The 26142-nt window shown below is 67.7% G+C and carries 20 protein-coding genes; 15 read left to right on the top strand and 5 right to left on the bottom strand.

Features of this window, described 5'->3' with window-relative positions; all coding sequences use genetic code 11:
* The first annotated feature begins 67 nt into the window (after nt 1–67).
* The gene (locus tag FFK22_RS27350) at nt 68–520 is read left to right on the top strand and encodes a host attachment protein (RefSeq protein WP_138890890.1); all 453 of its coding nucleotides are present in this window, start codon (nt 68–70) and stop codon (nt 518–520) included.
* Nucleotides 521–589: 69 nt separating this feature from the next.
* Here the strand turns inward: FFK22_RS27350 and FFK22_RS27355 are convergent, their stop codons facing one another.
* The 3 genes from FFK22_RS27355 to FFK22_RS27365 form a co-directional block, all read right to left on the bottom strand.
* Entirely contained in the window at nt 590–973 is a 384-nt protein-coding gene (locus tag FFK22_RS27355) for a response regulator (RefSeq protein ID WP_138890889.1), read from the bottom strand.
* A 66-nt stretch (nt 974–1039) separates the two neighbouring features.
* Nucleotides 1040–1690 carry a response regulator FixJ gene (fixJ, locus tag FFK22_RS27360; protein ID WP_138890888.1) on the bottom strand — a complete coding sequence of 217 codons (651 nt, stop codon included), beginning with the start codon at nt 1688–1690 and terminating at the stop codon, nt 1040–1042.
* Entirely contained in the window at nt 1683–3074 is a 1392-nt protein-coding gene (locus FFK22_RS27365) for a sensor histidine kinase (protein ID WP_221938891.1), read from the bottom strand. The genes fixJ and FFK22_RS27365 overlap by 8 nt, the downstream gene beginning before the upstream one ends.
* A 488-nt stretch (nt 3075–3562) precedes the next feature.
* On the opposite strand from FFK22_RS27365, the gene FFK22_RS27370 reads away from it, so the two are divergent.
* From FFK22_RS27370 to FFK22_RS27385, 4 genes are all read left to right on the top strand, one after another.
* Nucleotides 3563–4600, top strand: a complete 1038-nt coding sequence (locus FFK22_RS27370; protein ID WP_138890886.1) for a zinc-dependent alcohol dehydrogenase family protein — start codon at nt 3563–3565, stop codon at nt 4598–4600.
* A gap of 391 nt (nt 4601–4991) precedes the next feature.
* A complete protein-coding gene (locus FFK22_RS27375; RefSeq protein WP_138890885.1) occupies nt 4992–6095 on the top strand; it encodes a calcium-binding protein in 1104 nt (367 codons plus the stop codon).
* A gap of 69 nt (nt 6096–6164) precedes the next feature.
* Nucleotides 6165–6884 (top strand): hypothetical protein, encoded by a 720-nt coding sequence (locus tag FFK22_RS43230; protein ID WP_186002680.1) that lies wholly within the window; start codon nt 6165–6167, stop codon nt 6882–6884.
* A 157-nt stretch (nt 6885–7041) separates the two neighbouring features.
* Complete coding sequence (locus tag FFK22_RS27385; RefSeq protein WP_138890884.1) at nt 7042–9675, top strand: calcium-binding protein; 2634 nt, start codon at nt 7042–7044, stop codon at nt 9673–9675.
* A 281-nt stretch (nt 9676–9956) separates the two neighbouring features.
* Here FFK22_RS27385 and ppsA read toward each other — a convergent pair whose 3' ends face one another.
* Together ppsA and FFK22_RS43235 are read right to left on the bottom strand one after the other, a co-directional pair.
* Nucleotides 9957–12323, bottom strand: a complete 2367-nt coding sequence (gene ppsA, locus FFK22_RS27390; protein ID WP_306770180.1) for a phosphoenolpyruvate synthase — start codon at nt 12321–12323, stop codon at nt 9957–9959.
* 332 nt (nt 12324–12655) lie between these two features.
* Nucleotides 12656–12811 (bottom strand): hypothetical protein, encoded by a 156-nt coding sequence (locus FFK22_RS43235; protein ID WP_186002681.1) that lies wholly within the window; start codon nt 12809–12811, stop codon nt 12656–12658.
* Between the two features lie 182 nt (nt 12812–12993).
* Between FFK22_RS43235 and groL the strand changes: the two genes are divergently transcribed.
* From groL to FFK22_RS44860, 10 genes are all read left to right on the top strand, one after another.
* Nucleotides 12994–14622 carry a chaperonin GroEL gene (gene groL / locus FFK22_RS27395; RefSeq protein ID WP_138890918.1) on the top strand — a complete coding sequence of 543 codons (1629 nt, stop codon included), beginning with the start codon at nt 12994–12996 and terminating at the stop codon, nt 14620–14622.
* A gap of 86 nt (nt 14623–14708) precedes the next feature.
* Entirely contained in the window at nt 14709–15428 is a 720-nt protein-coding gene (locus FFK22_RS27400; protein WP_138890882.1) for a CBS domain-containing protein, read from the top strand.
* 18 nt (nt 15429–15446) lie between these two features.
* Nucleotides 15447–17972, top strand: a complete 2526-nt coding sequence (gene mgtA / locus FFK22_RS27405) for a magnesium-translocating P-type ATPase (protein WP_221938892.1) — start codon at nt 15447–15449, stop codon at nt 17970–17972.
* 130 nt (nt 17973–18102) lie between these two features.
* Nucleotides 18103–20805: a bifunctional acetate--CoA ligase family protein/GNAT family N-acetyltransferase gene (locus tag FFK22_RS27410; protein ID WP_138890881.1), complete on the top strand. Its 2703-nt coding sequence runs from the start codon at nt 18103–18105 to the stop codon at nt 20803–20805.
* 106 nt (nt 20806–20911) lie between these two features.
* Nucleotides 20912–21760 (top strand): universal stress protein, encoded by an 849-nt coding sequence (locus FFK22_RS27415; RefSeq protein ID WP_186002682.1) that lies wholly within the window; start codon nt 20912–20914, stop codon nt 21758–21760.
* A gap of 166 nt (nt 21761–21926) precedes the next feature.
* Complete coding sequence (locus FFK22_RS27420; protein ID WP_138890879.1) at nt 21927–22580, top strand: BON domain-containing protein; 654 nt, start codon at nt 21927–21929, stop codon at nt 22578–22580.
* A gap of 67 nt (nt 22581–22647) precedes the next feature.
* Complete coding sequence (locus tag FFK22_RS27425; protein WP_138890878.1) at nt 22648–24237, top strand: MBL fold metallo-hydrolase; 1590 nt, start codon at nt 22648–22650, stop codon at nt 24235–24237.
* Between the two features lie 55 nt (nt 24238–24292).
* On the top strand, nt 24293–25111 hold the full coding sequence (locus FFK22_RS27430) for a Crp/Fnr family transcriptional regulator (RefSeq protein WP_221938893.1): 819 nt from the start codon (nt 24293–24295) through the stop codon (nt 25109–25111).
* Nucleotides 25090–25950 carry a universal stress protein gene (locus tag FFK22_RS27435; RefSeq protein WP_138890877.1) on the top strand — a complete coding sequence of 287 codons (861 nt, stop codon included), beginning with the start codon at nt 25090–25092 and terminating at the stop codon, nt 25948–25950. Before FFK22_RS27430 ends, FFK22_RS27435 begins: the two co-directional genes overlap by 22 nt.
* Nucleotides 25951–25980: 30 nt before the next feature.
* On the top strand, nt 25981–26142 hold a 162-nt coding region (locus FFK22_RS44860; RefSeq protein WP_143956879.1), incomplete at its 3' end, for an ATPase inhibitor subunit zeta.

A 26142-nucleotide genomic window follows, 5' to 3' on the forward strand; every position in this document is an offset into this window, starting at 1 on the left:
TGATCCAGATCAAAGCGGAGAGGCCGGCGCTGCCGTGTGATGGGCGTCTTCCAGATGGGGAGCAGCCATGACCGCCCTTCACCTGTCCCATGATGCGTGGATCGTCGTCTGCGATGCCACGAAGGCCCTGTTCCTGAGAAATTCCGGCGACACGCGTCTCCCGGATCTCCGCGTGGTCGAGCGCATGGACGCCCCCGACCGCGGCCGGACCTCGGACCAGGGAACAGACCGGCCCGGACTTCTGCAGAACCGGCCGGCGCCGGCAAGTACGATCGAGCAGACCGATTGGCATGGCCAGGAGAAAGACGCCTTTGCGATGCGAATTGCGGGCAGGCTCGACCAGTTGCATCGAGAGGGACCTGCCAGCTCCATCATTCTTGTCGCACCGCCGCGCATCTTGGGCTCGGTGCGCCGGGCGCTGGGACTGGCCGCCTCGGCCGCGGTCGTGGCGGAAATCGCGAAGGATCTGACGAAACATCCGGTCCATGAGATCGAGCGGCTGCTGACCACTGAAGGATGAAGAGGGCGAGCCGAATCCGGCGTCGGCCGGCGTCCGGCCCCCGCAGTGCGGCCGGAGCAGGCCAGCCGATCACGTCGGCGAGAGGGCCGTGCGGATCGTCAGGATCAGGTCCTCGCAGTCGAACGGCTTCTCGATCACCGCCGCTGCTCCCAGTGCCTGCGCCGCCTCGCGCATGCCGGCCGCCTTCTTGCCTGTGATCACGATGCAGGGGAGGGAGGTCCCGCGCAGGCGAAGACGGCGCAGCAGTTCCAGGCCGCCGATCCCCGGCATGTCGTAGTCGACCAACAGGCAGCCCGTCACGGCCGGCGTGGCGAGAAACCCGGTCGCCGATGCGTGAACGCAAACCGTGAATGATGCGGCTTCGAGCAGGAAAGCGAGCGACCGGCGCACCGCCACGTCATCATCCACGACATGAATGGTCGGGCGGTCGGCCGGGGCAAGGGGTGTGGACATTCGGAGCCGGGGTTTGGCGCAGGAGGCGTACCGTAACGTGCCACCAAGCGTCCGCCTTGATCTGGATCAAGGCCCCCGTGCCGAGTGGACCTGATCGCGCGAGTCGTCCTCGGGGCGGAGCGCCAGCCACATCCGGACGAGATCTGACAGGTTCCGGGCCTGCATCTTTTCCATCACCCGGGCGCGGTGCACCTCGACCGTGCGGGCGCTGATGCCGAGATCATAGGCGATGGTCTTGTTCGGATCGCCTTTGACCAGGGCCGCCAGGACCTCCTGCTCGCGCGGAGTCAGCGCCACCAGCCGCGAGGACAGCACGGCGGTCTCGCTCTGCCGGCCTCGGTCGCGCTGATTGCGCTCCAGCGCCGTCCGGACGGCGCTGATCAGCAGCTCGTCGTCGAACGGCTTTTCGAGGAAGTCGACCGCCCCGGCCTTCAACGCCTGCACGGCGATGGGGATGTCGCCATGGCCGGTCATCACGATTACCGGCAGCGCGATCCCGCGCTCGACCAACTTCTGCTGGAGCGTCAGCCCGTCCATTTCCGGCATCCGGACATCGGTGACGATGCAGCCCTGCGTCGGGATCCCGGACCGATCCAGGAAGGCGACGGCCGAATGATGGGTTTCCACCCGAAAGCCTGCCGTTTCGAGCAGGAAGCTCAGCGAGAGGCGCACCGCCTCGTCATCGTCGACGATATGGACGACCGGTGCATCAGTCATGATCGCCGTTCCCATTCGCTGCAGCGGCCGGCAGGGTGAACCGGAAGGTGGCGCCGCCGCCCGGCGTTGGCTCGGTCCACAAGCGTCCGCCATGCGCCTCGACGATGGTCCGGCAGATCGACAACCCGATGCCCATGCCCTGTCGCTTGGTCGTGACGAAGGGCTGGAACAGCTGGGCCTCGACCTCCGGCGCCAGGCCCGGGCCTGTGTCGATCACCGCGAACTCTATTGTGTCTCCCCGGGCCGACGCGGCGATCTCCAACTCGCGCCTGGCGCTTCCGTCCATTGCTTCGATAGCGTTCCGCATCAAGTTCAAGAGCACCTGCTGAATCTGGATCTTGTCGACGACGACGTGCCGCGGCTTCGCGTCGACCGCGAGATTCACCCTGACGCCGTGCTCCTTGGCGCCGACGAGCGCGAGCGCGCTGGCTTCTTCGACCATCTTGGTGACGGTCTCGACATGCTTTTCCGTCTCGCCGCGGGCCACGAAGTCGCGCAGCCGGCGGATGATCTGCCCGGCGCGCAGCGCCTGCTCGGCACTGAGCTCGACCGCCTCGCGCAGCTTCGCCAGGTTGGGTTGATCCCCCCCGGCGAGCATGCGCCGCATCGCCTGGCAATAGTTCGTCACGGCGGTCAGCGGCTGGTTCAGCTCATGCGCCAGGGTGGCTGCCATCTGTCCCATGGCGCTGAGGCGCGAGACATGCAGCAACTCGCTCTGCAACTCCTGCAGGCGTGCCTCTGTCTTCTGGCGCTCGGTCAGATCGCGGATGAAGCCGGTGAACACCCGATGACCCTCGCGTGAGACCTCTCCGACGGCGAGCTCCATCGGGAAGGTACCACCGTCCTTGCGACGGCCGACGACCACCCGGCCGATGCCGATGATGCGGCGTTCGCCGGTCGCGAAATAGCGCGCCAGATAGCCGTCATGCGCCTCCCGGTAGGGCGAGGGCATCAGCATGTTGACGTTGCGGCCCTGGACCTCATCCCGCGCGTAGCCGAACAGGCGTTCGGCGGCATTGCTGAAGGACTGGATCAAGCCCTGCGCGTCGATCACCACCATCGCGTCGGGGATGGTCTCGAGGATCGAGCGCAGATGGGCTTCCCGGGCCTCAGCGGTCGCCTGGGCAGCCCGCGCGTCGGTGACGTCCGCATGCAGGACGACGATTCCGTCTTGCGAGCCTCCAGCCGGCCGGGCGCCGGTGCAGCGGAACCACAGCTCTCCGCTAGGCCCGGGGAACGAGTAGTCCAGCAGCAAGCCTTCGCTTCGATGAGAGAGCATCAGGCGAAGCTCGGCGGCCAGACGCCTGGCATCCGGATGGCCCGTTTCGGCGCGGTGGTCGCAACTCGCGACGTAGTCCGTGCCGACGGCGGCGCCGGCCAGCACGTTGCCGGAAGCGTTGGCGCTCCAGCTGCGGTTGGTCGAGAGGATGATCCCATGGCGGTCGAGCAACGCGATCTGCCCGGGCAAGGCGTCGAGGATCGCCGCGCTGTGCTCGGAATCGGGCGATGCCGTCACCATTCAGTCCCCAACGGCCGCTCCGGCCGGATCAAGACGTCACCTCGCTGCGCCGCGCAGAATTGACGACAGCCACTCTGCTGACGCCGCTCGCCGCCTGCGTCGAGAAAGTCTGAGCGTAGCAGTGGTCCGAAACCCTGACAATCCGAAGGTGCGGCGTGGTTCCATGGGCGTCGCCCGGGCGCAAGGGGCCGGCCCTCCGACAGGCGGTCTCTCGACGAGCGGTGCAACGCGATCGTCCGGCGCGCTTGACGCAGATCAAGGCGGTGGGCCGAGCCGCGCTGTCTTCTGTCCTCGGATGTCCCGAGAAACATGGGTTCATCCAGCGGTCTGACCTTCGGATGCAGGAGGACGGAATGAAGGCGCTCGTCTATCGCGGGCCCGGGATGAAGACGGTCGAATACCGGCCGAAGCCCGAGATCGAAGCGCCGGGCGACGCGATTGTCCGGATGGTCAAGACCACGATCTGCGGCACCGACCTGCACATCCTCAAGGGCGACGTCGCCACCTGCGTGCCGGGGCGCGTCCTCGGCCATGAAGGCGTCGGCGTCGTTGAGACCGTCGGCCCCGGCGTCGCGACCTTCCGGCCGGGCGACCGGGTTCTCATCTCCTGCATCTCGGCCTGCGGCACATGCGAGAACTGCCGCCGCGGCATGTATTCGCATTGCCGGACCGGCGGCTGGATCCTCGGCCACCGGATCGACGGCACGCAGGCGGAATTCGTCCGCACGCCGCATGCCAATACCAGCCTCTACCGCATCCCCGACGGCGCGGATGAGGAGGCGCTCGTCATGCTGAGCGATATCCTGCCGACCGGCTTCGAGTGCGGCGTGCTGAACGGCAAGGTCGCACCGGGCTCGACCGTCGCCATCGTCGGGGCCGGCCCGATCGGGCTCGCGGCCCTGCTGACGGCCCAGTTCTATTCGCCCGCCCAGATCATCGTGATCGATCTCGACGACAACCGGCTCGAGGTGGCCCGGCAGTTCGGCGCCACCCATGTGGTCAACAGCCGCGGCGGCGGTGTGGCCGAGGACATCAGGGTCCTGACCGATGGGCACGGGGTCGACACCGCCATCGAGGCGGTCGGCGTGCCCGCGACCTTCCTGCTCTGCCAGGACATCGTCAATGCCGGCGGCACCATCGCCAATGTCGGCGTCCACGGGCAGAAGGTCGACCTGCATCTGGAGCGTCTGTGGTCGGAGAACATCACGATCACGACCCGGCTGGTGGATACCGTCAGCACGCCCATGCTGCTGAAGACGGTGCAGTCCGGGAAGATCGACCCGGCGCGCCTGATCACGCACCGCTTCCCCTTCGACCGGATCCTCGACGCCTACGACACCTTCGGCCGCGCCGCCGACACCAGGGCGCTGAAGGTGATCATCGCCATGTGAGGTCGGGATTGCCGCCCGCCTCGCAGGAACCAGGGAGAAGATGATGTCGACTTCGAAAACGGTGTGCAGCCCGGACGCGAGAACGGTCGAAATGACCTGGCCGTTTCGGGATGTGCCGCTGCGCGGTTCCCGGCCTCGCCGAAAGGTGAAGCCCGACGCTGGGCCGACGGAACAGAGGAGTGTCGGCCCGCGGAGAAAACGTCGCAGCACGACGGCGCAACCGCTCGCGACGTGACGGATCGGCTTCGAATGCCGGAAGAGGGCTTCCCGTATCCGGAATGCCCCTTTTCCAGACATTCGCGGGCCGCCCACCTCAGGGCTCCTGCGTTGAAAGCGCCGTGCCGGAGGAGTCCGAAAAAGTCATTCGGTTTGAACAGGAGGCATAATTACTATGGCGATCATTACAGGGACCTCCGGCAGCGATACCTTAGACGGGACCGCCGATGCCGACACGATCGACGGCCTGGCAGGTGATGATCGGCTCTGGGGACAAGCCGGCAACGACACCATCACAGGGGCGGCGGGCAACGACCGACTCTACGGCCAAGGAGGCGACGACAAGATCTACGGCGGTGACGGCGACGATTGGATCGAAACCGCCGACGGCGCGGATGTCGTCGATGGCGGTGCCGGGTTCGACACGCTTTATGTCAACCATTATAACGCTCCCTACGGCTTCAGCTTCACCCTGAATGGCGCCGCAGGCAGCGACGGCAGCCGGGCGATCAACATGGAAAAGATGTTCTATGATGGCGGGGAGGGCAACGATGTCATCACCGGGGCGGATGGCGACGACAATATCTCTGGAGCCTACCGGAATGATATCCTGAACGGGGCGGCCGGCAACGACCTTCTCTTCGGGGGCACCGGCGACGATGTCCTGCGGGGTGGTGCGGGGGCCGACTATCTTGGTGGCGACGACGATCCCTGGGCGGCCCCTGGCACCGATACTGCAAGCTACTACACCTCCGCGGTCGGGGTCGTAGTCGACCTGACAACCGGCATTGGCGCGGGGGGGGATGCTCAAGGCGACAGGTTGGACCGCATCGAGACTGTCAGCGGCAGTCAGGGCAATGATAGCCTTGCCGGGAATTCCGGCGCCAACACTCTGCAGGGTTGGAATGGCAACGACGTGCTCGCAGGCGGCGCCGGCAAGGACACGCTCTTCGGCTACGCCGGGGCCGATCGTTTCGTCTTTGGCAGCATCGGCGACAGCGTGGTCGGGGCCAATGCCGACCGGATCACCGACTTCAGCCACGCCCAGGGCGACAGGATCGATCTGTCGGCGATCGACGCCAAAACCGGCGTGGCCGGCGACCAGGCCTTCACCTTCATCGGCACCGCCCTCTACACCGGGGTCGCGGGGCAACTCCGCTGCGCCTCGGACGGCGTGATCACCGCCATCGGCGGTGACGTCGATGGTGACGGGGTCTCCGACTTCCACATCCGGCTGACCGGCCAGATCGGGCTGACGGCGGCCGACTTCGTGCTGTAGCCGCCGAGGACAGAGGATGCTCGCTCCGAGGAGGGCCGGCATCCTCCTGCCCGCCCGGACGGTCGGCTCGTGGATATGGAACTCGTCGGGGTCGACCTGGCTCTGCACGATGATCAGCGCATCGACGCCACGGACATCGTGGAAGCGCTCGCGGTCGCCGTCGGGCTGACGGCCGATGCCTCTCGCGCCAATGTCAAGGTGCCAGCGGCCCGGCACCGCGACAATCTCGGGCTGCAGCGTGGATCTCCGGAATTGACGCAGATCAAGGCCGTCCGTCGCGCCGCGTTGTCTTCTTGCCCCCGCGGACACCCCGGAACGAATGCGACCCCGGCCGACGGGCAAGTCCGCTTTCCTCGGTCGCAGGAGGAGGGGATGAAGGCGCTGGTCTGTCGCGGACCCGGGATCAAGGCCGTCGAAGATCGGCCCAAACCTGATCAAGGCACCGGCGCGCCTGATCACGCACCGCTTCCCCTTCGACCGGATCCTCGACGCCTACGACACCTTCGGTCGCGCCGCCGACACCAGGGCGCTGAAGGTGATCATTGCGATGTGAGGGTCGGGATTGCCGCCGGCCTCGCAGGAACCAGGGAGAAGATGATGTCGACTTCGAAAAAGGTGTGCAGCCCGGACGCGAGAACGGTCGAAATGACCTGGCCGTTTCGGGATTTGCCGCTGCGCGGTTCCCCGCCTCGCCGAAAGGTGAAGCCCGATGCCGAGCCGGCGGAACAGAGGACTGTCGGCCCGCGGAGAAAAGGTCGCAGAACGACGGGCCAGCCGCTCGCGAAGTGACGGATCGGCTTCGAATACTGGGAGAGGGTGTTCCCGTATCCGGAATGCCCCTTTTCCAGACATTCGCGGGCCGCCCACCTCAGGGCTCCTGCGTTGAAAGCGCCGTGCCGGAGGAGTCCGGAAGAGTCATTCGGTTTGAACAGGAGGCATAGTCACCATGGCGATCATTACGGGAACCCCCGGCCACGACGAGCTTTACGGGACCTCGGGAGACGACATTATCGACGGTCTGGCAGGCACCGATATGCTCTACGGCTATGCCGGCAACGATATTCTCCGAGGCGGTCTGGACTCAGACTATCTGTATGGCGGCGACGGTGATGACCGGATTGAGACAGGGGGAGGTGGCGGCGCTTACGGGTACGGCGGCGGCGGCAATGACATCCTGATCGGATCGATCGACAGCGACGAGCACCTCTACGGCAATGATGGAAACGATACCATCTCCGGGGGCGCCGGCGTCGATGACATCAGTGGCGGCGCCGGCAACGACACTATCAACGGCGGCGAAGGCGACGACTTCATCGACACCGGCATCGGCATCGACGTCGTCGATGGCGGCGCCGGGATCGACGAGCTCTATGTCGATCGCAGCAGCACCATCACGGGTGTCAGCTTCACCCTGAACGGCGCCGCCGGCAGCGACAGCAGCCGGGCGATCAACATGGAGCGGATGACCTACCTTGCCGGGTCCAGCAACGACACCATCGCCGGGGCGGCCGGCGACGATGTGATCAACGGCGGTGCCGGCAACGACAATATCAACGGTGGCGACGGCAATGACGATATCAGCACCGGCATCGGCGTCGATCTCGTCGACGGCGGCGCCGGGATCGACAAGCTTTATGTCGACCGCAGCACCACCACCACGGGCGTCAGCTTCACCTTGAACGGCCCCGCCGGCAGCGACGGCAGCCGGGCGATCAACATGGAGTGGATGAACTATCAAGCCGGGTCGGGCAACGACACCATCGCCGGGGCGGCCGGCAACGATGTGATCAATGGCGGTGCCGGCAACGACACTATCAACGGCGGCGACGGCGACGACCTCATCGCCCCCGGCATCGGCGTCGACGTCGTAGACGGCGGCGCCGGAACCGACGATCTCTATGTCGAGCGCAGCGCCACCACCACGGGCGTCAGCTTCACCCTGAATGGTGCCGCCGGCAGCGACGGCAGCCGGGCGATCAACATGGAGTCGATGATCTATTTTGCCGGGTCGGGCAACGACACCATCACCGGGGCCGGCAGCAACGATAGGATCCATGGCAATGACGGCGCCGACGTTCTGAGCGGAGCGGCCGGCCACGACCACGTCGAGGGTGGTATGGGCAACGACACCATCGACGGTCTGGCGGGCAATGATTGGCTCTGGGGACAAGCCGGCAACGATATTCTCCGCGGCGGCACCGGTGAGGACTCCATGTTTGGCGGCGAGGGTGATGACCGGATTGAGACCGGGGGAGGCAGCGGCGACTCCGGAGAGGGTGGAGACGGCAATGACACCCTGATCGGATCGGCGGACACCGAAACCCTGTACGGTGATGCCGGCAACGACAATATCGCCGGAGGGGGCGGCAACGACGTCCTCTATGGCGGTGTCGACAACGATATAGTCTACGGCGGAGCCGGCGACGACTGGCTCGATCCCGGAATCGGCGTGGATGTCGTCGACGGCGGCGCCGGGATCGACAAGCTTTATGTCGACCGCAGCCGCACCACCGCGGGCGTCAGCTTCACCCTGAACGGCCTCGCCGGCAACGATGGCAGCCAGGCGACCAACGTGGAGTCGATGATCTATTATGCCGGGTCGGGTAACGACATCATCACCGGGGCCAGCGGCAGCGATTCGATCCGCGGCAGCGATGGCGACGATGTCCTGACGGGGGCAGCCGGCGACGACTATCTCGACGGAGGCAACGGCAACGACACTTGCATGGGCGGTGACGGCAACGACGGGATCCGCATCGGCATCGGCGTCAGCATCGTCGACGGTGGTGTTGGCATCGACAAACTGGAAGTCGAGCACACCTGGACCACCCCGGACGTCAGCTTCACCTTGAACGGTGCCAGCAGCGACGGCAGCCGGACGATCAACATGGAGTCGATGATCTATTGGGCCGGGTCGGGCAACGACGTCATCACCGGAGCCGGCGGCAATGACTGGATTTCCGGTTGGGATGGTACGGATGTCCTACGGGGCGGTGCAGGGGCCGACAATCTCATTGGTGGCGCCGGCACCGACACCGCCAGCTACTATACCGGCGTGGTCGGGGTCGTTGTCAGCCTGGTGAACGGGACCGCCACGGGTGGGGACGCCCAGGGCGATACCCTGGTCGCAATCGAGAACATCTCCGGCAGCCAGGGCAGTGACAGCCTGGTCGGGAATTCCGGTGCCAACACTCTGCAGGGTTGGAATGGCAACGACGTGCTCGCGGGCGGCGCCGGCAAGGACACGCTCTTCGGCTATGCCGGGGCCGATCGCTTCGTCTTTGGCAGCATCGGCGATAGCGTGATCGGCGCCAATGCCGACCGGATCACCGACTTCAGCCACGCCCAGGGCGACAGGATCGATCTGTCGGCGATCGACGCCAAAACCGGCGTGGCCGGCGATCAGGCCTTCACCTTCATCGGCACCGCCCTTTATAGCGGCATCGCGGGGCAGCTCCGCTGCGCCTCGGACGGCGTGATCACCGCCATCGGCGGCGACGTCGATGGCGACGGGGTGTCCGACTTCCACATCCGGCTGACCGGCCAGATCGGCCTGACGGCGGCAGATTTCGTGCTATAGTCGCCGAGGACGAGGATGCCCACCCAAGCAGGGTCGGCATCCTCCTGGCCGTCCGAGATCGCTATTGCGGCGAGAGGGACAAGCGGACGTCCGCGCGGCGTCGTTGCGAAGCGTCGAAGCTCATGCGAAGCCAGGGACATTGCCCGCGTCCCGAAGTCGTCAAGGACGGTTGCAGGGACGGGGCGATAGGCCTGCAGCGCAGCGGTTCGGCCATCCCGGTCCGGAGTCCGTCGCGGTCAGGCTGGACCCCGGCGTCGGTCAGATTGTTCTTGCACCGCCTGTCAGTCGGAGGGATTCGCGAGGTCGGCTTCAGCCTCCTGGACCACAATGATGGTCCGCAGCAGGCTGGACGGGTTGACGCTGATCGCATCGATGCCAAGGCGGGTGAGATATCGGGCGATATCCGGATAATTGGCCGGCGCCTCGCCGCAGATCCCGACGTGCCGACCGTTGCGCTTGGCGCCCGTGACGGCCAGGCGCAGCATATCCAGCATGCCCGGATCGCGTTCGTCGAAATCGAAGGCGACGCTCTCGGAATCCCGGTCGACGCCGAGCGTCAGCTGGGTCAGGTCGTTGGATCCGATGGAGAAGCCGTCGAACAGGGCAGCGAAGGCGTCGATCCGTATGACGTTGTTCGGGATCTCGCACATCAGATGGATCTCGAGGCCGTCCTTGCCGCGTTCGAGCCCGTGGCCTGCCATGGCTGCCAGCACCCGGCGGGCTTCCTCCTCGCGCCGGCAGAACGGCACCATGACATGGAGGTTGGCCAGCCCCATCTCTTCCCGGACGCGGCGGATGGCATGGCATTCCAGGGCAAAGCCGTCGGCATAGGCCGGATGCGCGTAACGCGAAGCGCCGCGGAAGCCGATCATCGGATTGGCTTCCGCAGGCTCAAAATCACGACCGCCCGTCAGGCCAGCATACTCGTTTGTCTTGAAATCGGAGAATCGCGCGAGCACGGGCTTGGGATGGAAGGCGGCCGCCAGCGTTCCCAGGCCTTCTGACAACCGCTGGACGAAGAAGTCGGAAGGGTGGGAATAGCCGCGCGTCAGCCGCTCGATGGCTCGGCGGGCGGCCGCCGAGGTGACGCGCTCCGGGTGGGCGAAGGCCATCGGATGGGCGCCGATGTGCTCGCTGATGATGAACTCCATCCGTGCCAGGCCGACGCCGGCATTCGGCAGCATCGCCGTGCGGAAGGCGAGCTCCGGCGTGCCGAGATTGACCATGACGGCCGTGCGCGGCATGTCAATCCGGTCGACCTCCGTTCTGACCACGTCGAACGGCAGGGCGCCCTCGTAGACGCGTCCCGCTTCGCCCTCGGCACACGAGACGGTGACGGTCGTGCCCGCAGCCAGAGTCGTTGTCGCGTCCGTCGTGCCGACCACGGCCGGGACGCCCAGCTCTCGGGCGACGATCGCGGCATGGCAGGTGCGCCCGCCCTGGTCGGTCACGATCGCGCCGGCGATCTTCATCACCGGCTCCCAGTCCGGACTGGTCGACCGGGCGACCAGGATCTCCCCCGGCTGGAAGCGCTCGAGGTCCTGCGCGTCGGCGACGATGCGCACGGATCCCGCGGCGATCCGCTCACCCACGGCGCGGCCGGTCGCGAGGAGGCGGCCCTTCTGATGCAGAAGGTGGGTCTCCAGGGTCCCCGGTAAGCGCTGGGACGCCACCGTCTCCGGGCGCGCCTGGACGATGTACAGACGCCCGTCCTCGGCATCCTTCGCCCATTCGATGTCCATCGGCATCGGCTTGCCGGCGCGCCGCGAATAGTGGTCCTCGATCCGCATGGCCTGATCGGCAAGCGCGAGGACCTCCGCGTCCGAGACGCAGAAGCGCGCGCGGTCCGATGGTTTCACCGAAACGCTTCGCGTCGCCTCGGCCGAGGCCCGTCCGGCATAGATCAGCTTGCGCTGCTTGCGGCCGAGCCTGCGGCTCAGAACGGCGCGATGGCCGGCGCGGAAAGTCGGCTTGTGGACGTAGAACTCGTCGGGGTCGGCCTGGCCCTGCACGATGGTTTCGCCGAGGCCGTAGACGCCGGTGACGAACACCACGTCCCGGAAACCGGATTCCGTATCCAGCGTGAAGATGACGCCGCTCGCGGCCCGGTCCGACCGGACCATCTTCATGATCCCGACCGAGAGCGCCACCTGGAAATGGTCGAAGCCGTTGTCATGGCGGTAGACGATGGCGCGGTCGGTGAAGATCGAGGCGAAGCACCGGCGGCAGGCTTCGATCAGCGCCTCCGTGCCGCGGACGTTGAGGAAGCTCTCATGCTGGCCGGCGAAGCTGGCGTGCGGCAGATCCTCGGCGGTCGCGGAGCTGCGAACGGCGACCGAAACCCGCGGGCCGTACTGGTCCTCGAGCCGGCGGTAGTTCTCGCCGATGAGCCGGGCGATCTCGGCGCCGCCCGTTGCCTCGTAGACGATCGACCGCGCTTCGGCGGCTCGCTCAGCCAGGAGGTCGACGCGGCGAGGATCGAGCCCGTCGAGAACCTGGTGGAGCCGATCCCACGCTCCGGCACGCGCCAGCGCGTCCCGATATGCCCGAGCCGTGAGGACGAAGCCGTTGGGGATGTTGATCCCCTCCCGGGACATCGCCGAATAGAGCTCTCCGAGCGAGGCGTTCTTTCCCCCGACCAGGGACACGTCGTCGAGACCGACGGTCTCGAACCAGCGGACATGGAACTCCGGCTGCGACGCGGGTTGCTCTTCGGCGCGGCTTCCGGCTTCGGGCGGGACCGCCGGGGCAAGGAATGAACGACCCATGGAGTGCTCCTTCGCAAGCCGTCCCGATGTCGGGGCAGGCCATCAGGGAGGCGGCTGCCGGCTGTCGGGCCGCCGTGGTGGAAGGCGACGGGCCGGGGCGGCAAAGTCGTCAGCTCCCGGATGCAGCCAGGTCGCGACGACGAGGCCGAAGGGGACGAGGAGGGCGACCGTCGCGGCCCAGACGAAGGTCCACACAAGGCATCTCCCGTGTGTCAGCGGCGCAGCCAGGCGAGCAGGCCGACCACCGCGACGATCAGGAGCATGCTGATGAAGGCCTGCAACACCCCGAAATTCGGCACATCCCGGGCGACGAAGACCACGGCGATCGCCCCCGCGACGGCCAGCAGCAGACGAATTGGAAGCGACATGTCCACCTCCCCGTGTCGCTGCCCATGCTGCGGCGACCGGCGCGGTCGATCCTTGATCCAGATCAAGACCCCGCAAGCCTGCCAGTTGATCCGGATCAAGGCCAGGGCACGGGCGACGCCTTCACTCTCTGGCTCGGAGGCCGCCCTGACGAGCCGGTGGCCGCGAGAAGAGGAGCATGGCTATGACCTACAAGCGGGTTCTGTTCCGGTCGGCGGCGCGGGAGAAGATCCTTCAGGGCGTCACCCAGCTCGCCGACGCCGTGCGGGTCACGCTGGGGCCGAAGTCGAAATCCGTGCTGATCCAGAGGCATTGGGGAGCGCCCGTCATCTGCAATGACGGCGTGACCATCGCCAAGGAATTCGAGCTCAAGGAGCCGGAGGAGAATCTCGGGGCGCAGATGCTGCGCCAGGCGGCCGAAAAGACGGGCGAGGCCGTGGGCGACGGCACCAGCACCGCGACCATCCTCGCGCATGCGCTGTTCGCCGACGGGCTTCGCAACGTCGTCGCCGGCGCCAGCGCGATCGACATCAAGCGCGGGCTGGACGTGGCCGCCAAGGCCGCCATCCAGGCGCTGGCGGAGATGTCGCACCCGGTCGCCGCACGGAAGGAGAAAGAGCAGGTTGCGACCATCTCGGCGCACAACGACCCGGTGATCGGCCAGCTGGTGGCCGACGCCATGGAGAAGGTGGGAGGGGAGGGGGTCATCACGGTCGAGGAGTCGAAGACCACCGAGACCACCCTCGATGTGGTCGAGGGTTTGCGGTTCGACCGCGGCTACATCTCGCCCTACTTCATGACCAATGCGGAAAAGCTGTCCGCCGAGCTCGAGGACGCCTTCATCCTGCTGCATGAGAAGCGGCTGGCCAATCTGCAAGGCCTTCTGCCCCTGCTCGAGGCCGTGGTGCAGTCTGGGCGCCCTCTGGTGATCATCGCAGAGGATGTGGAGGGGGAAGCGCTGGCCACGCTCGTGGTCAACAAGATTCGCGGCGGCTTGCGCGTGGCCGCGGTCAAGGCGCCCGGCTTCGGCGACCGGCGCAAGGCGATGCTCGAGGACATCGCGGTGCTGACGGGCGGACAGGTGGTCGCCGAAGAGCTCGGGATCAAGCTCGAGAACGTAAGCCTAGACCGGCTCGGGCGCGCCAAGCGGGTGATCATCACGGGCGAGCACACGACGATCGTTAGCGGTGGCGGCCGTAAAGAGGATATCGAGGCTCGCATGAAGCAGATCCGGCAGCAGATCGCCGACACGACCTCGGACTACGACCGCGAGAAGCTCCAGGAGCGCCTGGCGAAGCTGTCCGGCGGCGTCGCCGTGATTCGAGTGGGGGCGCCCGCCGAGACCGAAATGAAGGCGCGAAAGGAGGCGCTGGACGATGCGATCAGCGCCACCAAGGCGGCGGTGGCCGAAGGCATCGTGCCGGGCGGCGGCCTCGCGCTCCTGCGCTGCATCGACGCGGTCACCAAGGTCGAGGAGACGCTCGAGGGCGACGAACGGACCGGTGCCCAGATTCTGAAGCGGGCGCTCGAGACGCCGGCGCGCCAGATCGCGGAGAATTCGGCGGTCGAAGGCGGCGTGGTGGTCGAGCGGATGCGCAACGGCGACGGGGCGATGGGGTTCGATGCGGCACGGAAGATCTATGTCGACCTGGTCGACGCCGGGATCGTCGATCCCACCAAGGTGGTCCGGGTCGCGTTGGAGAATGCAGTGTCGGTCGCAAGTACGCTGCTGCTGACCGAAGCGACCATGACCGAGGTCCCCGAGACGAAGGCGGACGCGAAGCAGCCCCTCGACATGTCGATGGACGTGTAGATCGCGCCATCACGGATTTGATCAGGATCAAAGCTGCGGGGGGCAGGACTGGCCATCGTCCTGCCACACCTTCGAGGAGACATCCGATGAACGCCGTCGACATCATGACCAGAAAGCCCGTGACCGTGCGCTCGGACCTGCCGATTCTGGCCGCGATCCGGATCATGCTCGGGCGCGGGATCAGCGGCCTGCCCGTCGTCGACGAAGAGGGCGACCTGGTCGGCATGATCACCGAGGGCGACCTGCTGCGCCGGACCGAGATGGGCACCGAGAAGCGCCGGCCCGACTGGCTCGCCTTCTTCACCGGCACCGACCGGCTGGCGCGCGAATACGTCCAGTCGCACAGCCGCAACGTGGCCGACGTGATGACAAGGGAGGTGGTCTCGGTCTCCGAGGACGCGCCGCTCGAAGAGATCGTGGAACTGATGATCGGCCGGCGGATCAAGCGCGTGCCGGTGCTTCGCGGAACCAAGCTCGCGGGCATCATCACCCGCGCCAACCTTCTGCGGCTTCTGGGCGACCTGCTGGACGTCCGGGCCGAGAGCGGCAATGACGACAAGGCAATCCGCGAACGGATCTTCGCCGAGCTGAGCGAACAGCTTTGGGCCCGCGTCGAGGGAATGCGGATCGAAGTGAAGGGTGGCGCGGTGACGCTGGGCGGCGTGATCACCGACGAGTGCGTCCGCGATGCGCTGCGCGTGGCGGTCGAGAACGTGCCGGGCGTCAAGGCGGTGAAGGACGACATGGTCCTGCTCGAGCCTTTCACCGGCACCGTGCTCGATCCCGTTTTCGAGCGGCAGCTCTGAGAGCATCGAGGCCGGGCCATGCGCAGCCTCGAGGGCACCATCGACTGGTCCGGCCCGATGGAAGGGGTGCACGGCCAACCGGGTGCGACGGCGTCCGGGCTCAGCTCCGAGCAGGCCGCCGCCGCCCGCCGGCGCTGGGGCCCGAACGACGTTCTGGCCCATCGCCGCGCCTCCGTCATCGGGCTCTTGCTCGACCGGCTACGGAATCCTCTGATCCTGCTGCTGCTCCTAGCCAGCTTTCTGTCCGTCGCGGCGGGAGAGACGCACAGCTTCGTGATCGTCCTCGGCATCCTGTCGATCAGCGTGGCGATCGACTTCGTGCAGGAGTTGCAGGCCCATCGGACGGTCGAGGCGCTCCATCGGTCGGTGGCGCCGCGGGCCCGGGTGCGACGCGACGGGGTGGACCGGGATGTGCCGGTCGACGAGCTCGTGCCGGGCGATGTCGTCAGCTTCTCGGCCGGTGACATCGTCCCGGCCGACTGCCGGCTGATCGAGAGCCGTCACCTCTTTGTCAACCAGGCCTTGCTGACCGGGGAGTCGTACCCGGTCGAGAAGAGCGCCGACGATCGGCGGGTCACGGGCGAAGGCCCGGCGGGGGCCGCGGATGCGGTGGCGATGGGCAGCTCGATCGTCAGCGGCTCGGCCATGGCTCTCGTCTGCCGGACGGGACGGGAGGCGATGCTTGGCACGGTCGCGACCAGCCTCGGCCGCCAACGCCCGCCCGATGCCTTCGAGATCGGCGTGCGCCGCTTCGGCTTCCTGATGCTCCGCCTGACCGTGTTCCTGGTCCTGTTCGTCCTGGCGGTGAACCTGACCTTCCACCGCCCCTGGCTCGAGGCGCTGATGTTCGCCCTGGCGCTGGCGGTCGGGCTGACGCCGGAGCTCCTGCCCATGATTGTCACGGTGACGTTGGCACGGGGCGCCCGGCGCATGGCCGACCGGCGCGTCATCATCAAGCGCCTCGCCGCGATCCACGACCTCGGGGCGATGGACGTGCTGTGCTCCGACAAGACCGGCACCCTCACCGAGGCGAGGATCCGCCTCGTCGGACACGTCGATCCCGCCGGTGCCGAGAGCGAGGAGGTACTGCGCCTGGCCGTCCTCAACAGCGCTTTCGAGAGCGGCATCAGGAGCCCGCTGGACGACGCTATCCTCGAGCATGGACGGCCCGACGTCTCGGCGTGGCGCAAGCTCGACGAGGTGCCGTTCGACTTCGATCGCCGCCGGGTCTCGGTCCTGGTCGAGCCAGCCGGCGGCGGCGCCCGCCTGCTCGTGGTCAAGGGCGCTCCCGAGGACATCCTGCGGATCTCTTCCGCCACGGCGACGGCCTCCGGCGGGACACGTCCGCTCGACGCGGCCGAACGCACCCGGCTCTCAGCGATGTTCGAGCGGATCGGCGCCGATGGCCTCAGGGCGCTGGGAATAGCGTTCAGGGAGGTAGGGGCCAGGCAGGACCATGCCGCTCTCCGGGACGAGGATGAGCTGATCTTCGCCGGCTTCGTGACCTTCGTGGACCCGCCGAAGCCGGACGCTGCTGCCGCGATCCGCACCCTCGGCGAGGCCGGGGTCGCGGTCAAGATCCTGACCGGCGACAACGAGCGGGTGACGCAGCATGTCTGCGCTGAGCTGGGCATCCCGGTCACGGGCCTGCTGACCGGTGCTGAGATCACGGCGATGTCCGACGAAGCACTGCTCGGCCGTCTGGCGACGGTCAACCTGTTCTGCCGCGTGACGCCCCAGCAGAAGCGCCGGGTCATCGCGGCGTTCCGGCGGCTCGGGCACGTGGTCGGTTTCCTCGGCGACGGCGTGAACGACGCTTCCGCGCTGCACGAGGCCGATGTCGGCATCTCGGTCGAGACCGCGACGGATGTGGCGAAGGAGGCGGCGGATCTGGTGCTCCTGGACCACGATCTCTCCGTCGTCCATGCCGGCGTGATGGAGGGACGCCGCACCGTGGCCAATGTCACGAAATACATCCTGATGGGCAGCAGCTCGAATCTCGGCAACATGATGAGCATGGCCGGCGCCGCGCTTTTCTTGCCGTTCCTGCCGATGCGGCCGGTCCAGGTGCTGCTCAACAACCTGCTCTACGACCTGTCCGAGCTCGGATTGCCCTTCGACCGGATCGATGCCGAAGCGCTGCAGCGACCGGTGCGCTGGGATCTGGGCCGGATCACCCGGTTCATGCTGGTGCTCGGTCCGATCAGCTCGCTGTTCGACTTCCTCACCTTCGGAATCCTGCTCGCTCTCTTCGCCGGCGACGAGGCCGCGTTCCAGACGGGCTGGTTCGTCGAATCGCTGCTGACGCAGGTGCTGGTGATCTTCGTGATCCGCACCCGGGGAACTCCTTGGGCGGACCGGCCGCATCCGCTCTTGTCTGCGCTGTCCCTCGGCGTCGCAGGTATCGCGATCGTCCTGCCGTTCACGGGGCTCGGCGTCCTGCTCGGCATGACTGCCCTGCCGCCGGCCTTCTTCCTGTTCCTGGCGGTCGCAGTCCCGACCTATCTGGCAATCGTCGAGATCGCCAAGCGACGCCTGAGCTGAGACAGGGCCGGCCGAAGCGCTTGATCTGGATCAAGGCCGGCGTCGAGGCCGGCCATGAGGATCCCGCGAGCACCGGCGATGGGCTCGGCCCGGAGGCCCGCCCCGGCTTGGCGGCAGACGAGAGGATACGATGTCGGTCCGCAACCTCGACGCCCTGTTCCGCCCGAGCTCGATCGCGGTGATCGGGGCCAGCCGCCGCGCCGGCTCGGTCGGAGCGGTCGTGGCCCGCAACCTGTTCGCCGGCGGCTTCGATGGGCCGGTGATGCCGGTCAATCCCAATGCGCAGTCGATCGGCAGCACCCTGGCCTATAGGTCGGTCGCCGAGCTGCCGGTCACCCCGGACCTGGCGGTGATCGCCACCCCGCCCGCGACGGTGCCGGGCCTCATCGCCGAGCTCGGCGCCCGCGGCACCCGCGCCGCCGTCGTCGTCACCGCCGGCTTCGGCGAGGGCGACAGCCAGGCCGAGGGCGCGGCGTTGCGCCAGGTGATGCTGGACGCGGCGCGGCCCCATCTGCTGCGCGTCCTCGGCCCCAATTGTCTCGGCCTGATGGCGCCGCACCATGGCGTCAACGCCAGCTTCGCCCATATCGCGCCGCTGCCGGGCGTCATCGCCTTCGTCAGCCAGTCCGGCGCCATCGCGACCGCGGTGCTGGACTGGGCGACGCATCGCGGCATCGGCTTCAGCCACGTCGTGTCGCTGGGAGACATGGCCGATGTCGATTTCGGCGACATGCTCGACTGGCTGGCCGCCGACGGCCGCACCCGGGCGATCCTGCTTTACGTCGAGGCCGTGACCCATGCCCGCAAATTCATGTCGGCGGCCCGCATCGCCGCTCGCACCAAGCCGGTGGTGGTGATCAAGGGCGGCCGCACCGAGGCCGCGGCTCGGGCGGCCGCCAGCCATACCGGGGCGCTCGCGGGATCGGACGCCGTCTACGACGCCGCGTTCCGCCGCGCCGGGATGCTGCGGGTCTTCGACCTGGCCGAGCTGTTCGATGCAGTCGAGACCCTGGCCAGCCGCCTGCATGTCGAGGGCGACCGGCTGGCGATCCTGACCAATGGCGGCGGCACCGGCGTCCTGGCGACCGAGGCGCTGGATGATGCCGGCGGCACCATGGCGGCCCTCACGGCCGAGACCATGGCGCGGCTCGAGGTGGCGCTGCCGCGGACTTGGAGCCGCGGCAACCCGGTCGACATCATCGGCGACGCGACGGGCGAGCGCTATGCCCGCGCGCTCGATGCGATGCTGGCCGACCCCGGCAAGGACGCGGTGCTGGCGATGAACTGTCCGACCGCAGTCGCCGATCCGATCGATGCGGCGCAGGCGGTGGTCCGCTCGGTGGAGGCGGCAGCGACGCGCGACGGCCGCCGGCCGCCGGTCCTGACCTGCTGGCTCGGCGAGGGCGCCGCCGCGGCCGCGCGACGGCTGTTCGCCGAGCATCGGATCCCGAGCTATGCCACCCCAGGCCAGGCCGCGCGCGCCTTCATGCATCTGGCCCGCTACCGCCGGAACCAGGCGCTGCTGATGGAGACGCCGCCGGCGCTGCCGCAGGATTTCGCGCCCGATCCGGCCGCGGCCAGGGCGGTGATCGCCGCGGCGCTGGCCGAGGGACGGGCGATGCTGACCGAGCCGGAATCCAAGCAGGTGTTGGAGGCTTATCGCATCCCGGTCGTGCGGACCTGCAGCGTCGCCGCGGATCCGGACGCCGCGGCGGATGCCGCGTCCGGCTTCCAGGGACCGGTGGCACTGAAGGTCCTGTCGCCCGACATCACGCACAAGTCCGATCTCGGCGGGGTGAGGCTCAACCTCGAAGGGGCGGAGCAGGTGCGGGCCGCGGCGCGAGAGATGCTCGTGACGATCGGCAAGGCCGCGCCCGAGGCCCGACTGCTCGGCTTCACCGTGCAGGACATGGCGCGCAAGCCCGGCGCGCATGAGCTGATCCTCGGCATCGGCCAGGACAGGCTGTTCGGTCCGACGATCCTGTTCGGACATGGCGGCACCGCGGTCGAGGTGCTGCGCGACACTGCCGTCGCCCTGCCGCCCCTGAACGCCGTGCTGGCCCGCGACCTGATGGCGCGCACCCGGGTCTGGCTGCTGCTGCAAGGCTACCGCGCCCGCCCCAGGGCCGATCTCGACGCGGCGGCGTTCACGCTGGTGAAGCTGTCGCAGCTCGCCGCCGACCTGTCCGAGGTGGTGGAGCTGGATATCAACCCGCTCCTGGCCGACGAGGACGGGGTGGTGGCGCTCGACGCCCGCATCCGAGTGCAGCCGCCGCTGCCGCCCGGGACGCCGCGCTTCGCGATCAGGCCCTATCCGCAGCATCTGGTGCAGCATCTGGCGCTGCGCGACGGCAGGACCTTCACGCTGCGGCCCGTGCGGCCGGAGGACGAGCCGGCGATGCGCGAGATGCTGCAGCGGTCGAGCCCGGAGGACATCCGGCTGCGCTTCTTCGGCCCGATGCGGCTCGACCACGACTTCGCCGCCCGGCTGACGCAGATCGACTACGACCGCGAGATGGCGCTGGTGGCGGAGGAGGCGGAGGACGGGCGCCCCGTTCTCCTCGGCACAGTGCGCATCGTCGCCGATCCGGACAACGTCGCTGCCGAATACGGCATCATGGTGCGTTCGGACCTGAAGGGGCAGGGGCTCGGCTACCGGATGATGACCGAGGTTATCGCCTATGCCCGGAGCCGGGGATTGGCACGGATCTCCGGCGAGATCCTGCGCGAGAACGCCACTATGCTGCGCATGGCTGAGGAGCTGGGCTTCAAGCGCGAAACCGTGCCGGACGAGCCCGGGCTGGTACGGGTGACGATCTCCCTCGGCGCTTGATCCACCTCAAAGTCGGGAGGCGGGGCTGGCAGCAGGATGCTGTCCGCGACCGGCGGCAATCCTCCGACAGACCGCGCGGCGCACCCTTGGAATGCAGGAGATGGCCATGCCAATCCGTAAGATCCTGGTGCCCGTTGCGGGCAAGCTCAATGACGACAGCCTGCTCGACGCAGCGCTGGCAATCGCGCGGGAGCAGACGGCCGCGGTCGAGCTGCTGTATCTGCGTCCCTCAATCATCGGCAATGTTCCCGCCTGGGAGTTCGACTACGGCGCCTGGAGCGAAAGGTACCAAGCGGAGATCGAGGCTTCGGTGACCGAGGCCGCCAAGGCCGCCCATCGCTACTTCGACGGCTGGTGCCACCGCAACCGCGTCGCCGGCGAAACCGATACGCCGAAGATCACCTGGCGGGAGGAGGCCGGCGTCAACTCCGACGTGATCGGCGCCGCCTGCCGGGTGTCCGATCTGATCGTCACCCGGGGTCCCGAGAATACCGCGACGGCCTGGTCGCGAGAGATCTTCGAGGATGCGCTCCTAGCCTCAGGCCGACCGGTCCTGATGGTGCCCGACACGCCGTTCCTCAGCCGCGTCGACACGGTCCTCATTGCCTGGAACGACAGCGTCCAGTCGGCCCGGGCGGTCGCGGGGGCGCTGCCGCTGCTGCGCGACCGGAAGTGGATCAAGGTGGTCACCTTCCTGGACGAGGCCGGGCAGGAGGTGAAGCTCGATGCGATCCAGGCCTATTTCCAGAGGCACGGGATCCTGGTCGAGTGCGAGCCCAAGCCCCTCGACAATCGCACGGTCGGCCAGGCGCTGCTCGACGAGGTGGACCGCATGCAGGCGGGGCTCCTGGTCATGGGCGCCTACACCCACAGCCGGGTCCGGGAAGCGATCCTCGGCGGCACCACCCGCGACGCGGTCGAGCAGGCGCGCGTCGGCGTTCTCCTGGCCCATTGATCCCGAGGCATCCCGGACGCAGGCCCGCGCTGCCGGCGCGGGCCTGATCCTGTTGCGAGGCTTCCGCTGGCGCCAGGCCACCGACGGCCGAGTTGATCTGGGTCAAAGCCGTGCCGCGGCGGTGGGATTACGCACTGTCTGTCGACCCTGACAAAGGAGGCTGGTGATGACCGGCAAGAACGAGGACCTTCGGCGCAATGTGCTCAACGAACTGGCGTGGGATCCGACCTTCGACGCCACTCATATCGGCGTCGCCGCGGACAACGGTGTCGTGACCCTCACCGGGCACGTGACGACCTATGCGGAGAAGCTGGCGGCCGAGCGGGCGGCCCAGCGCGTGACGGGCGTGCGCGGCATCGCGGAGGAGATCGAGGTGCGCCCGCCCTACGCCAAGAAGACCAAGGACGACGAGATCGCCGAGCGGGCGGTGCGCATCCTGCAATGGGATGTGTCGGTGCCGACCGGCCGGATCTCGGTCAAGGTGGAAAAGGGATGGGTGACCCTCTCGGGCACCGTCGACTGGGACTATCAGCGCGGCGCGGCGGCAGCGGACATCCAGAAGCTCAGCGGCGTCATGGGCCTGATCAACCTGATCAAGGTCCAGCCGGCGGTCCGCGCCACGGATGTCAAGCACAAGATCGAGGAGGCGTTCCGGCGGAACGCAGCCCTCGATGCGGGCGAGATTCGGGTCTCGGCTGTCGACGGCACCATCACCCTGAGCGGCCGGGTGCGGAACTGGGCAGAGCGCAACACGGCGGAGCGGGCCGCCTGGTCCGCGCCCGGGGTCACTGCGGTCGAGGATCACCTGCTGGTTGGCTAGATCTGCCGTTCGACGGCAACTGCGACGCGCCGATCACGGTCGGCGTGTCGTCCATCCCCGAGGCGTCATGGCTCCCACCCTGCATTTCCACGGCGCGGCCGGCACCGTCACCGGTTCCTGCCTCCTGCTCGAGGCCGACGACCGCCGCATCCTGATCGACTGCGGCTTGTTTCAGGGAACGAAGACGCTGAAGGGGCTCAACTACATCCCCTTTCCCTTCCGGCCGAATCAGATCGACTGCGTCCTGCTGACCCATGCCCATATCGATCACAGCGGCCTGATCCCCAGGCTCGTGCGCGACGGCTTCCGCGGGCCGGTCTACGCCACCCGCGGCACGATCGATCTCTGCGGTGTGATGCTGCCCGATGCGGGACATATCCAGGAGTCGGAAGTGCTCACGCTGAACCGGCGGAACCAGCGCCGGGGCCGGGCCAAGGTGACGCCGATCTACACCGTGGCGGATGCAGAGGCGACCCTCGCGGCCTTCCGTCCGGTCGGATACGAAGCGTGGTTTGAACCGATTCCCGGCATCCGCGCCCGATACTGGAACGCGGGGCATATCCTGGGATCAGCATCGATCGAGATCGAGCTCGCAGGCGGGGAGGGCAGGCCCCTTCGCCTTCTGGTGTCCGGCGATCTCGGTCCCGATGCCAAGATGCTCCAGCCCGACGCCCGGGCGCCGAGGGACATCGACATCCTGGTCTGCGAGGCGACCTATGGCGACGTGGACCGGCCGGAGGTCACGCCTGAGACACGGCGCGGCCACCTGGCGGCCGAGATCCGGGAGGCCATGACGCCCCAGGGCGTGCTGATCATCCCCGCCTTCGCGGTGGAGCGGACCCAGGAGCTCATCCTCGATCTCGTGCGGCTGATGGGCGACGGCGTCGTGCCGGCATCGCCGATCTATGTCGACTCACCCCTCGCCATCCGCGCCACTGACGTGTTCCTGCAGAATCACAAGGCGCTGGAGGGCGGCCCGGATTTTGCCCGGGCGCTGAAGTCGAAGCAGATCCATTTCGCCGAGACGCCGGATCAGAGCCGGGCGATCAATGGCGTGGACGGGTTCAGGATCGTCATTGCCGCGAGCGGCATGTGCGATGCGGGCCGCATCCGCCACCATCTGAAGCAGCATCTCTGGAACCCGGCCGCCACCGTGCTGTTGACGGGCTTCCAGGCGCAGGGCACGCTCGGCCGATTGCTGCAGGACGGCGCCAAGGCGGTGCGGATCCAGGGCGAAGAGCTGCAGGTCCGCGCGCGGGTCCGGATGATCGAGGATTATTCCGGGCACGCCGACGGGCCGGAGCTGGCCCGGTGGATCGCCGATCGCGGGCAGGTCCGCGGCGCGGTGTTCCTCGTCCATGGCGAACGGCCGGCGCTCGGGGCGCTGCGGGAACGGGTGATCAAGAGCCTCGATCCTGCGCCGACGGTGATCGTGCCCCAGCTCGACGACGGCTACACGTTCCGCGCAGGCCTGCCCGAGCTCATCCCGATGCCGCAGCGGCCGCGCATCCTGCCGGAGGCCGTCGCGGCCCTCGACTGGCACAACGAACGGGCGCGGCTTCTCCTCGACATCGACGCCCGTCTCGAGGCCGCCGGCCATGCGCGCGCCCGAAGCGCGATCCTGCGACATCTCCGACATGCCCTGGACGAGGGCTGATTGATCTGGATCAAAGTCGCGGCGGCGCGCCGGTGATGAATTGCCCGGGGAAGAGATGGCACTCATCGGGGAGCGTTCGATGGTAGCCGGCGTATTGAGGCTTCTGGTTCCGGCGACACGATCGGCGCTCGAAGATTGCCACACTTGCGAGGCGCGTTGCCGAAGCCTCTGCGGCAGCGTGTCGGATGAACACCTGACGGAATTCGCCGACATCGCGGAAACGGTCCGGCTGCGTCCGCACCAGCGCATCGTCACCGAGGGCGACCCTGCGGACCATACGTTCAACATCGTGTCCGGCGCGGCGAAGCTGGTGAAGGCGCTGCCTGACGGCCGGCAGCAGATCGTGGGTTTCCTTCTCTGCGGCGACTTTTTCGGGCTCCCCGTCCAGGGCGCCTACCCCTATGGCGTCGAAGCGATCGGAGAGGCCCGGCTGTGCCGCTTCGAGCGCACCCGCTTCGAGGCGCTGCTGCGTCGTCTCCCGGCCGTCGAGACCGCCCTTCGCGAGCGGCTGATCGGAGATCTGGCTTCGGCCCAGGAGCACATGCTGTCGCTCGGCCAGAAGTCGGCGTTGGAGCGCCTGACGGGCTTCCTGCTGCAGCTCAGCGGCCGGGCGGGGGGGCTCGGCCTTTCGTCCAACCCTGTGCAGCTGCCGATGACCCGGGCGGACATCGCCGACTATCTCGGCCTGACCCTGGAGACGGTCAGCCGATCCTTCGGCCGATTGAGGGATCAAGGGCTGATCGCCGTCCGCGGCCGGCACGAGATTGCGCTCGAGGCGATCGACCGCTTGAAAGAGCTCGCCCAGGGCGATGACGAGACCGTGAGGGTCCGTCCGACAGAAGGAGAACCGAGATGTCGATCCGCCGGATACTGACTCCCTTCGCGGGTGCTCCGCGGCACGACATGCTCGATATCGCGGCCATGATCGCGCGACGGCAGGGGGCGGAGCTCGAATGCCTCTACTTTTGCCGGCCGGGGGATCTGTCCGACCGTTTCCTCGGCGAGATCTTCGCTCCCGGATGGACCGAGGACTTCACCGAGTCGCTGAGCACGGAGGTGCGCGCGTCAGCCGACCGCGCCCACGCTTGGTTCGAGCAGTGGCGGGAAAGGGACCGGATCCAGTGCCGGCACAGCCACGACCCGGTGGAGCCGGCTCCCGTCCACTGGACGGAATGTCCGGAGCCGTATGGCGAGGCGATCGGCCCGGCCGGCCGTACCGCGGACCTGATCGTGGTGGCGAAGGCTGAGCGCAGCCGTCCTTCGATCGCCGACCGGATCTTCGAGGCGGCGCTGCTGACCACCGGGCGCCCCGTGCTTCTGGTGCCTGGCCGAACCATCCTGAACCGGTGCGGGTCGGCCGTGATCGCCTGGAACGATACTCCCCAGGCGGCCAGGGCCGTCGCGGGCGCCCTGCCTCTTCTCGATGCGTGCCGGAAGATCACAGTGCTCGCGGTCGAGGAGCATGGCGCGACCCCACCGCTCGAGCCCGTGCAGGCGTACCTCGCGAGACATGGCCTCAGGGCCGAGGTGGAGGTTCGGAAGCCGATCGGCCTGTCGGTCGGCGAGACATTGATGATGGCCACCGACGAAGCCTGTGCGGATCTGCTCGTCATGGGCGCCTATTCGCACGATCGGACGCAGGAGCGGATCTTCGGCGGCACCACGCGCGATGTGATGCGGGACCCGCGCATGCTCGTTCTCTGGTCGAGTTGACCGGCCGGCGTAAGCCCGGATGGAGGAAACATGACGTTCCTGGATTCGAGGGAAAAGGCGATCGAGGCTGCCTTCCAGCACGATCAGGAGATGACGCTTCGCATCCGGACACGCAGGAACCGGTTGCTGGGCCTCTGGATTGCCGAGTTGACTGGGCTGAGCGGGGCTGCCGCCGACGCCTATGCCGGCAAT

Origin of the sequence: Mycobacterium sp. KBS0706, from assembly GCF_005938675.2 — a bacterium.
In the GTDB taxonomy this organism is placed as follows: domain Bacteria; phylum Pseudomonadota; class Alphaproteobacteria; order DSM-16000; family Inquilinaceae; genus Inquilinus.

Coding starts and splice junctions, on each gene's coding strand:
- FFK22_RS27350 (WP_138890890.1), top strand. CDS start 68: ATGACCGCCCTTCACCTGTCCCATGATGCGTGGATCGTCGTCTGCGAT.
- FFK22_RS27355 (WP_138890889.1), bottom strand. CDS start 973: ATGTCCACACCCCTTGCCCCGGCCGACCGCCCGACCATTCATGTCGTG.
- fixJ (WP_138890888.1), bottom strand. CDS start 1,690: ATGACTGATGCACCGGTCGTCCATATCGTCGACGATGACGAGGCGGTG.
- FFK22_RS27370 (WP_138890886.1), top strand. CDS start 3,563: ATGAAGGCGCTCGTCTATCGCGGGCCCGGGATGAAGACGGTCGAATAC.
- FFK22_RS27375 (WP_138890885.1), top strand. CDS start 4,992: ATGGCGATCATTACAGGGACCTCCGGCAGCGATACCTTAGACGGGACC.
- FFK22_RS27385 (WP_138890884.1), top strand. CDS start 7,042: ATGGCGATCATTACGGGAACCCCCGGCCACGACGAGCTTTACGGGACC.
- FFK22_RS43235 (WP_186002681.1), bottom strand. CDS start 12,811: ATGTCGCTTCCAATTCGTCTGCTGCTGGCCGTCGCGGGGGCGATCGCC.
- groL (WP_138890918.1), top strand. CDS start 12,994: ATGACCTACAAGCGGGTTCTGTTCCGGTCGGCGGCGCGGGAGAAGATC.
- FFK22_RS27400 (WP_138890882.1), top strand. CDS start 14,709: ATGAACGCCGTCGACATCATGACCAGAAAGCCCGTGACCGTGCGCTCG.
- mgtA (WP_221938892.1), top strand. CDS start 15,447: ATGCGCAGCCTCGAGGGCACCATCGACTGGTCCGGCCCGATGGAAGGG.
- FFK22_RS27410 (WP_138890881.1), top strand. CDS start 18,103: ATGTCGGTCCGCAACCTCGACGCCCTGTTCCGCCCGAGCTCGATCGCG.
- FFK22_RS27415 (WP_186002682.1), top strand. CDS start 20,912: ATGCCAATCCGTAAGATCCTGGTGCCCGTTGCGGGCAAGCTCAATGAC.
- FFK22_RS27420 (WP_138890879.1), top strand. CDS start 21,927: ATGACCGGCAAGAACGAGGACCTTCGGCGCAATGTGCTCAACGAACTG.
- FFK22_RS27425 (WP_138890878.1), top strand. CDS start 22,648: ATGGCTCCCACCCTGCATTTCCACGGCGCGGCCGGCACCGTCACCGGT.
- FFK22_RS27430 (WP_221938893.1), top strand. CDS start 24,293: ATGGCACTCATCGGGGAGCGTTCGATGGTAGCCGGCGTATTGAGGCTT.
- FFK22_RS27435 (WP_138890877.1), top strand. CDS start 25,090: ATGTCGATCCGCCGGATACTGACTCCCTTCGCGGGTGCTCCGCGGCAC.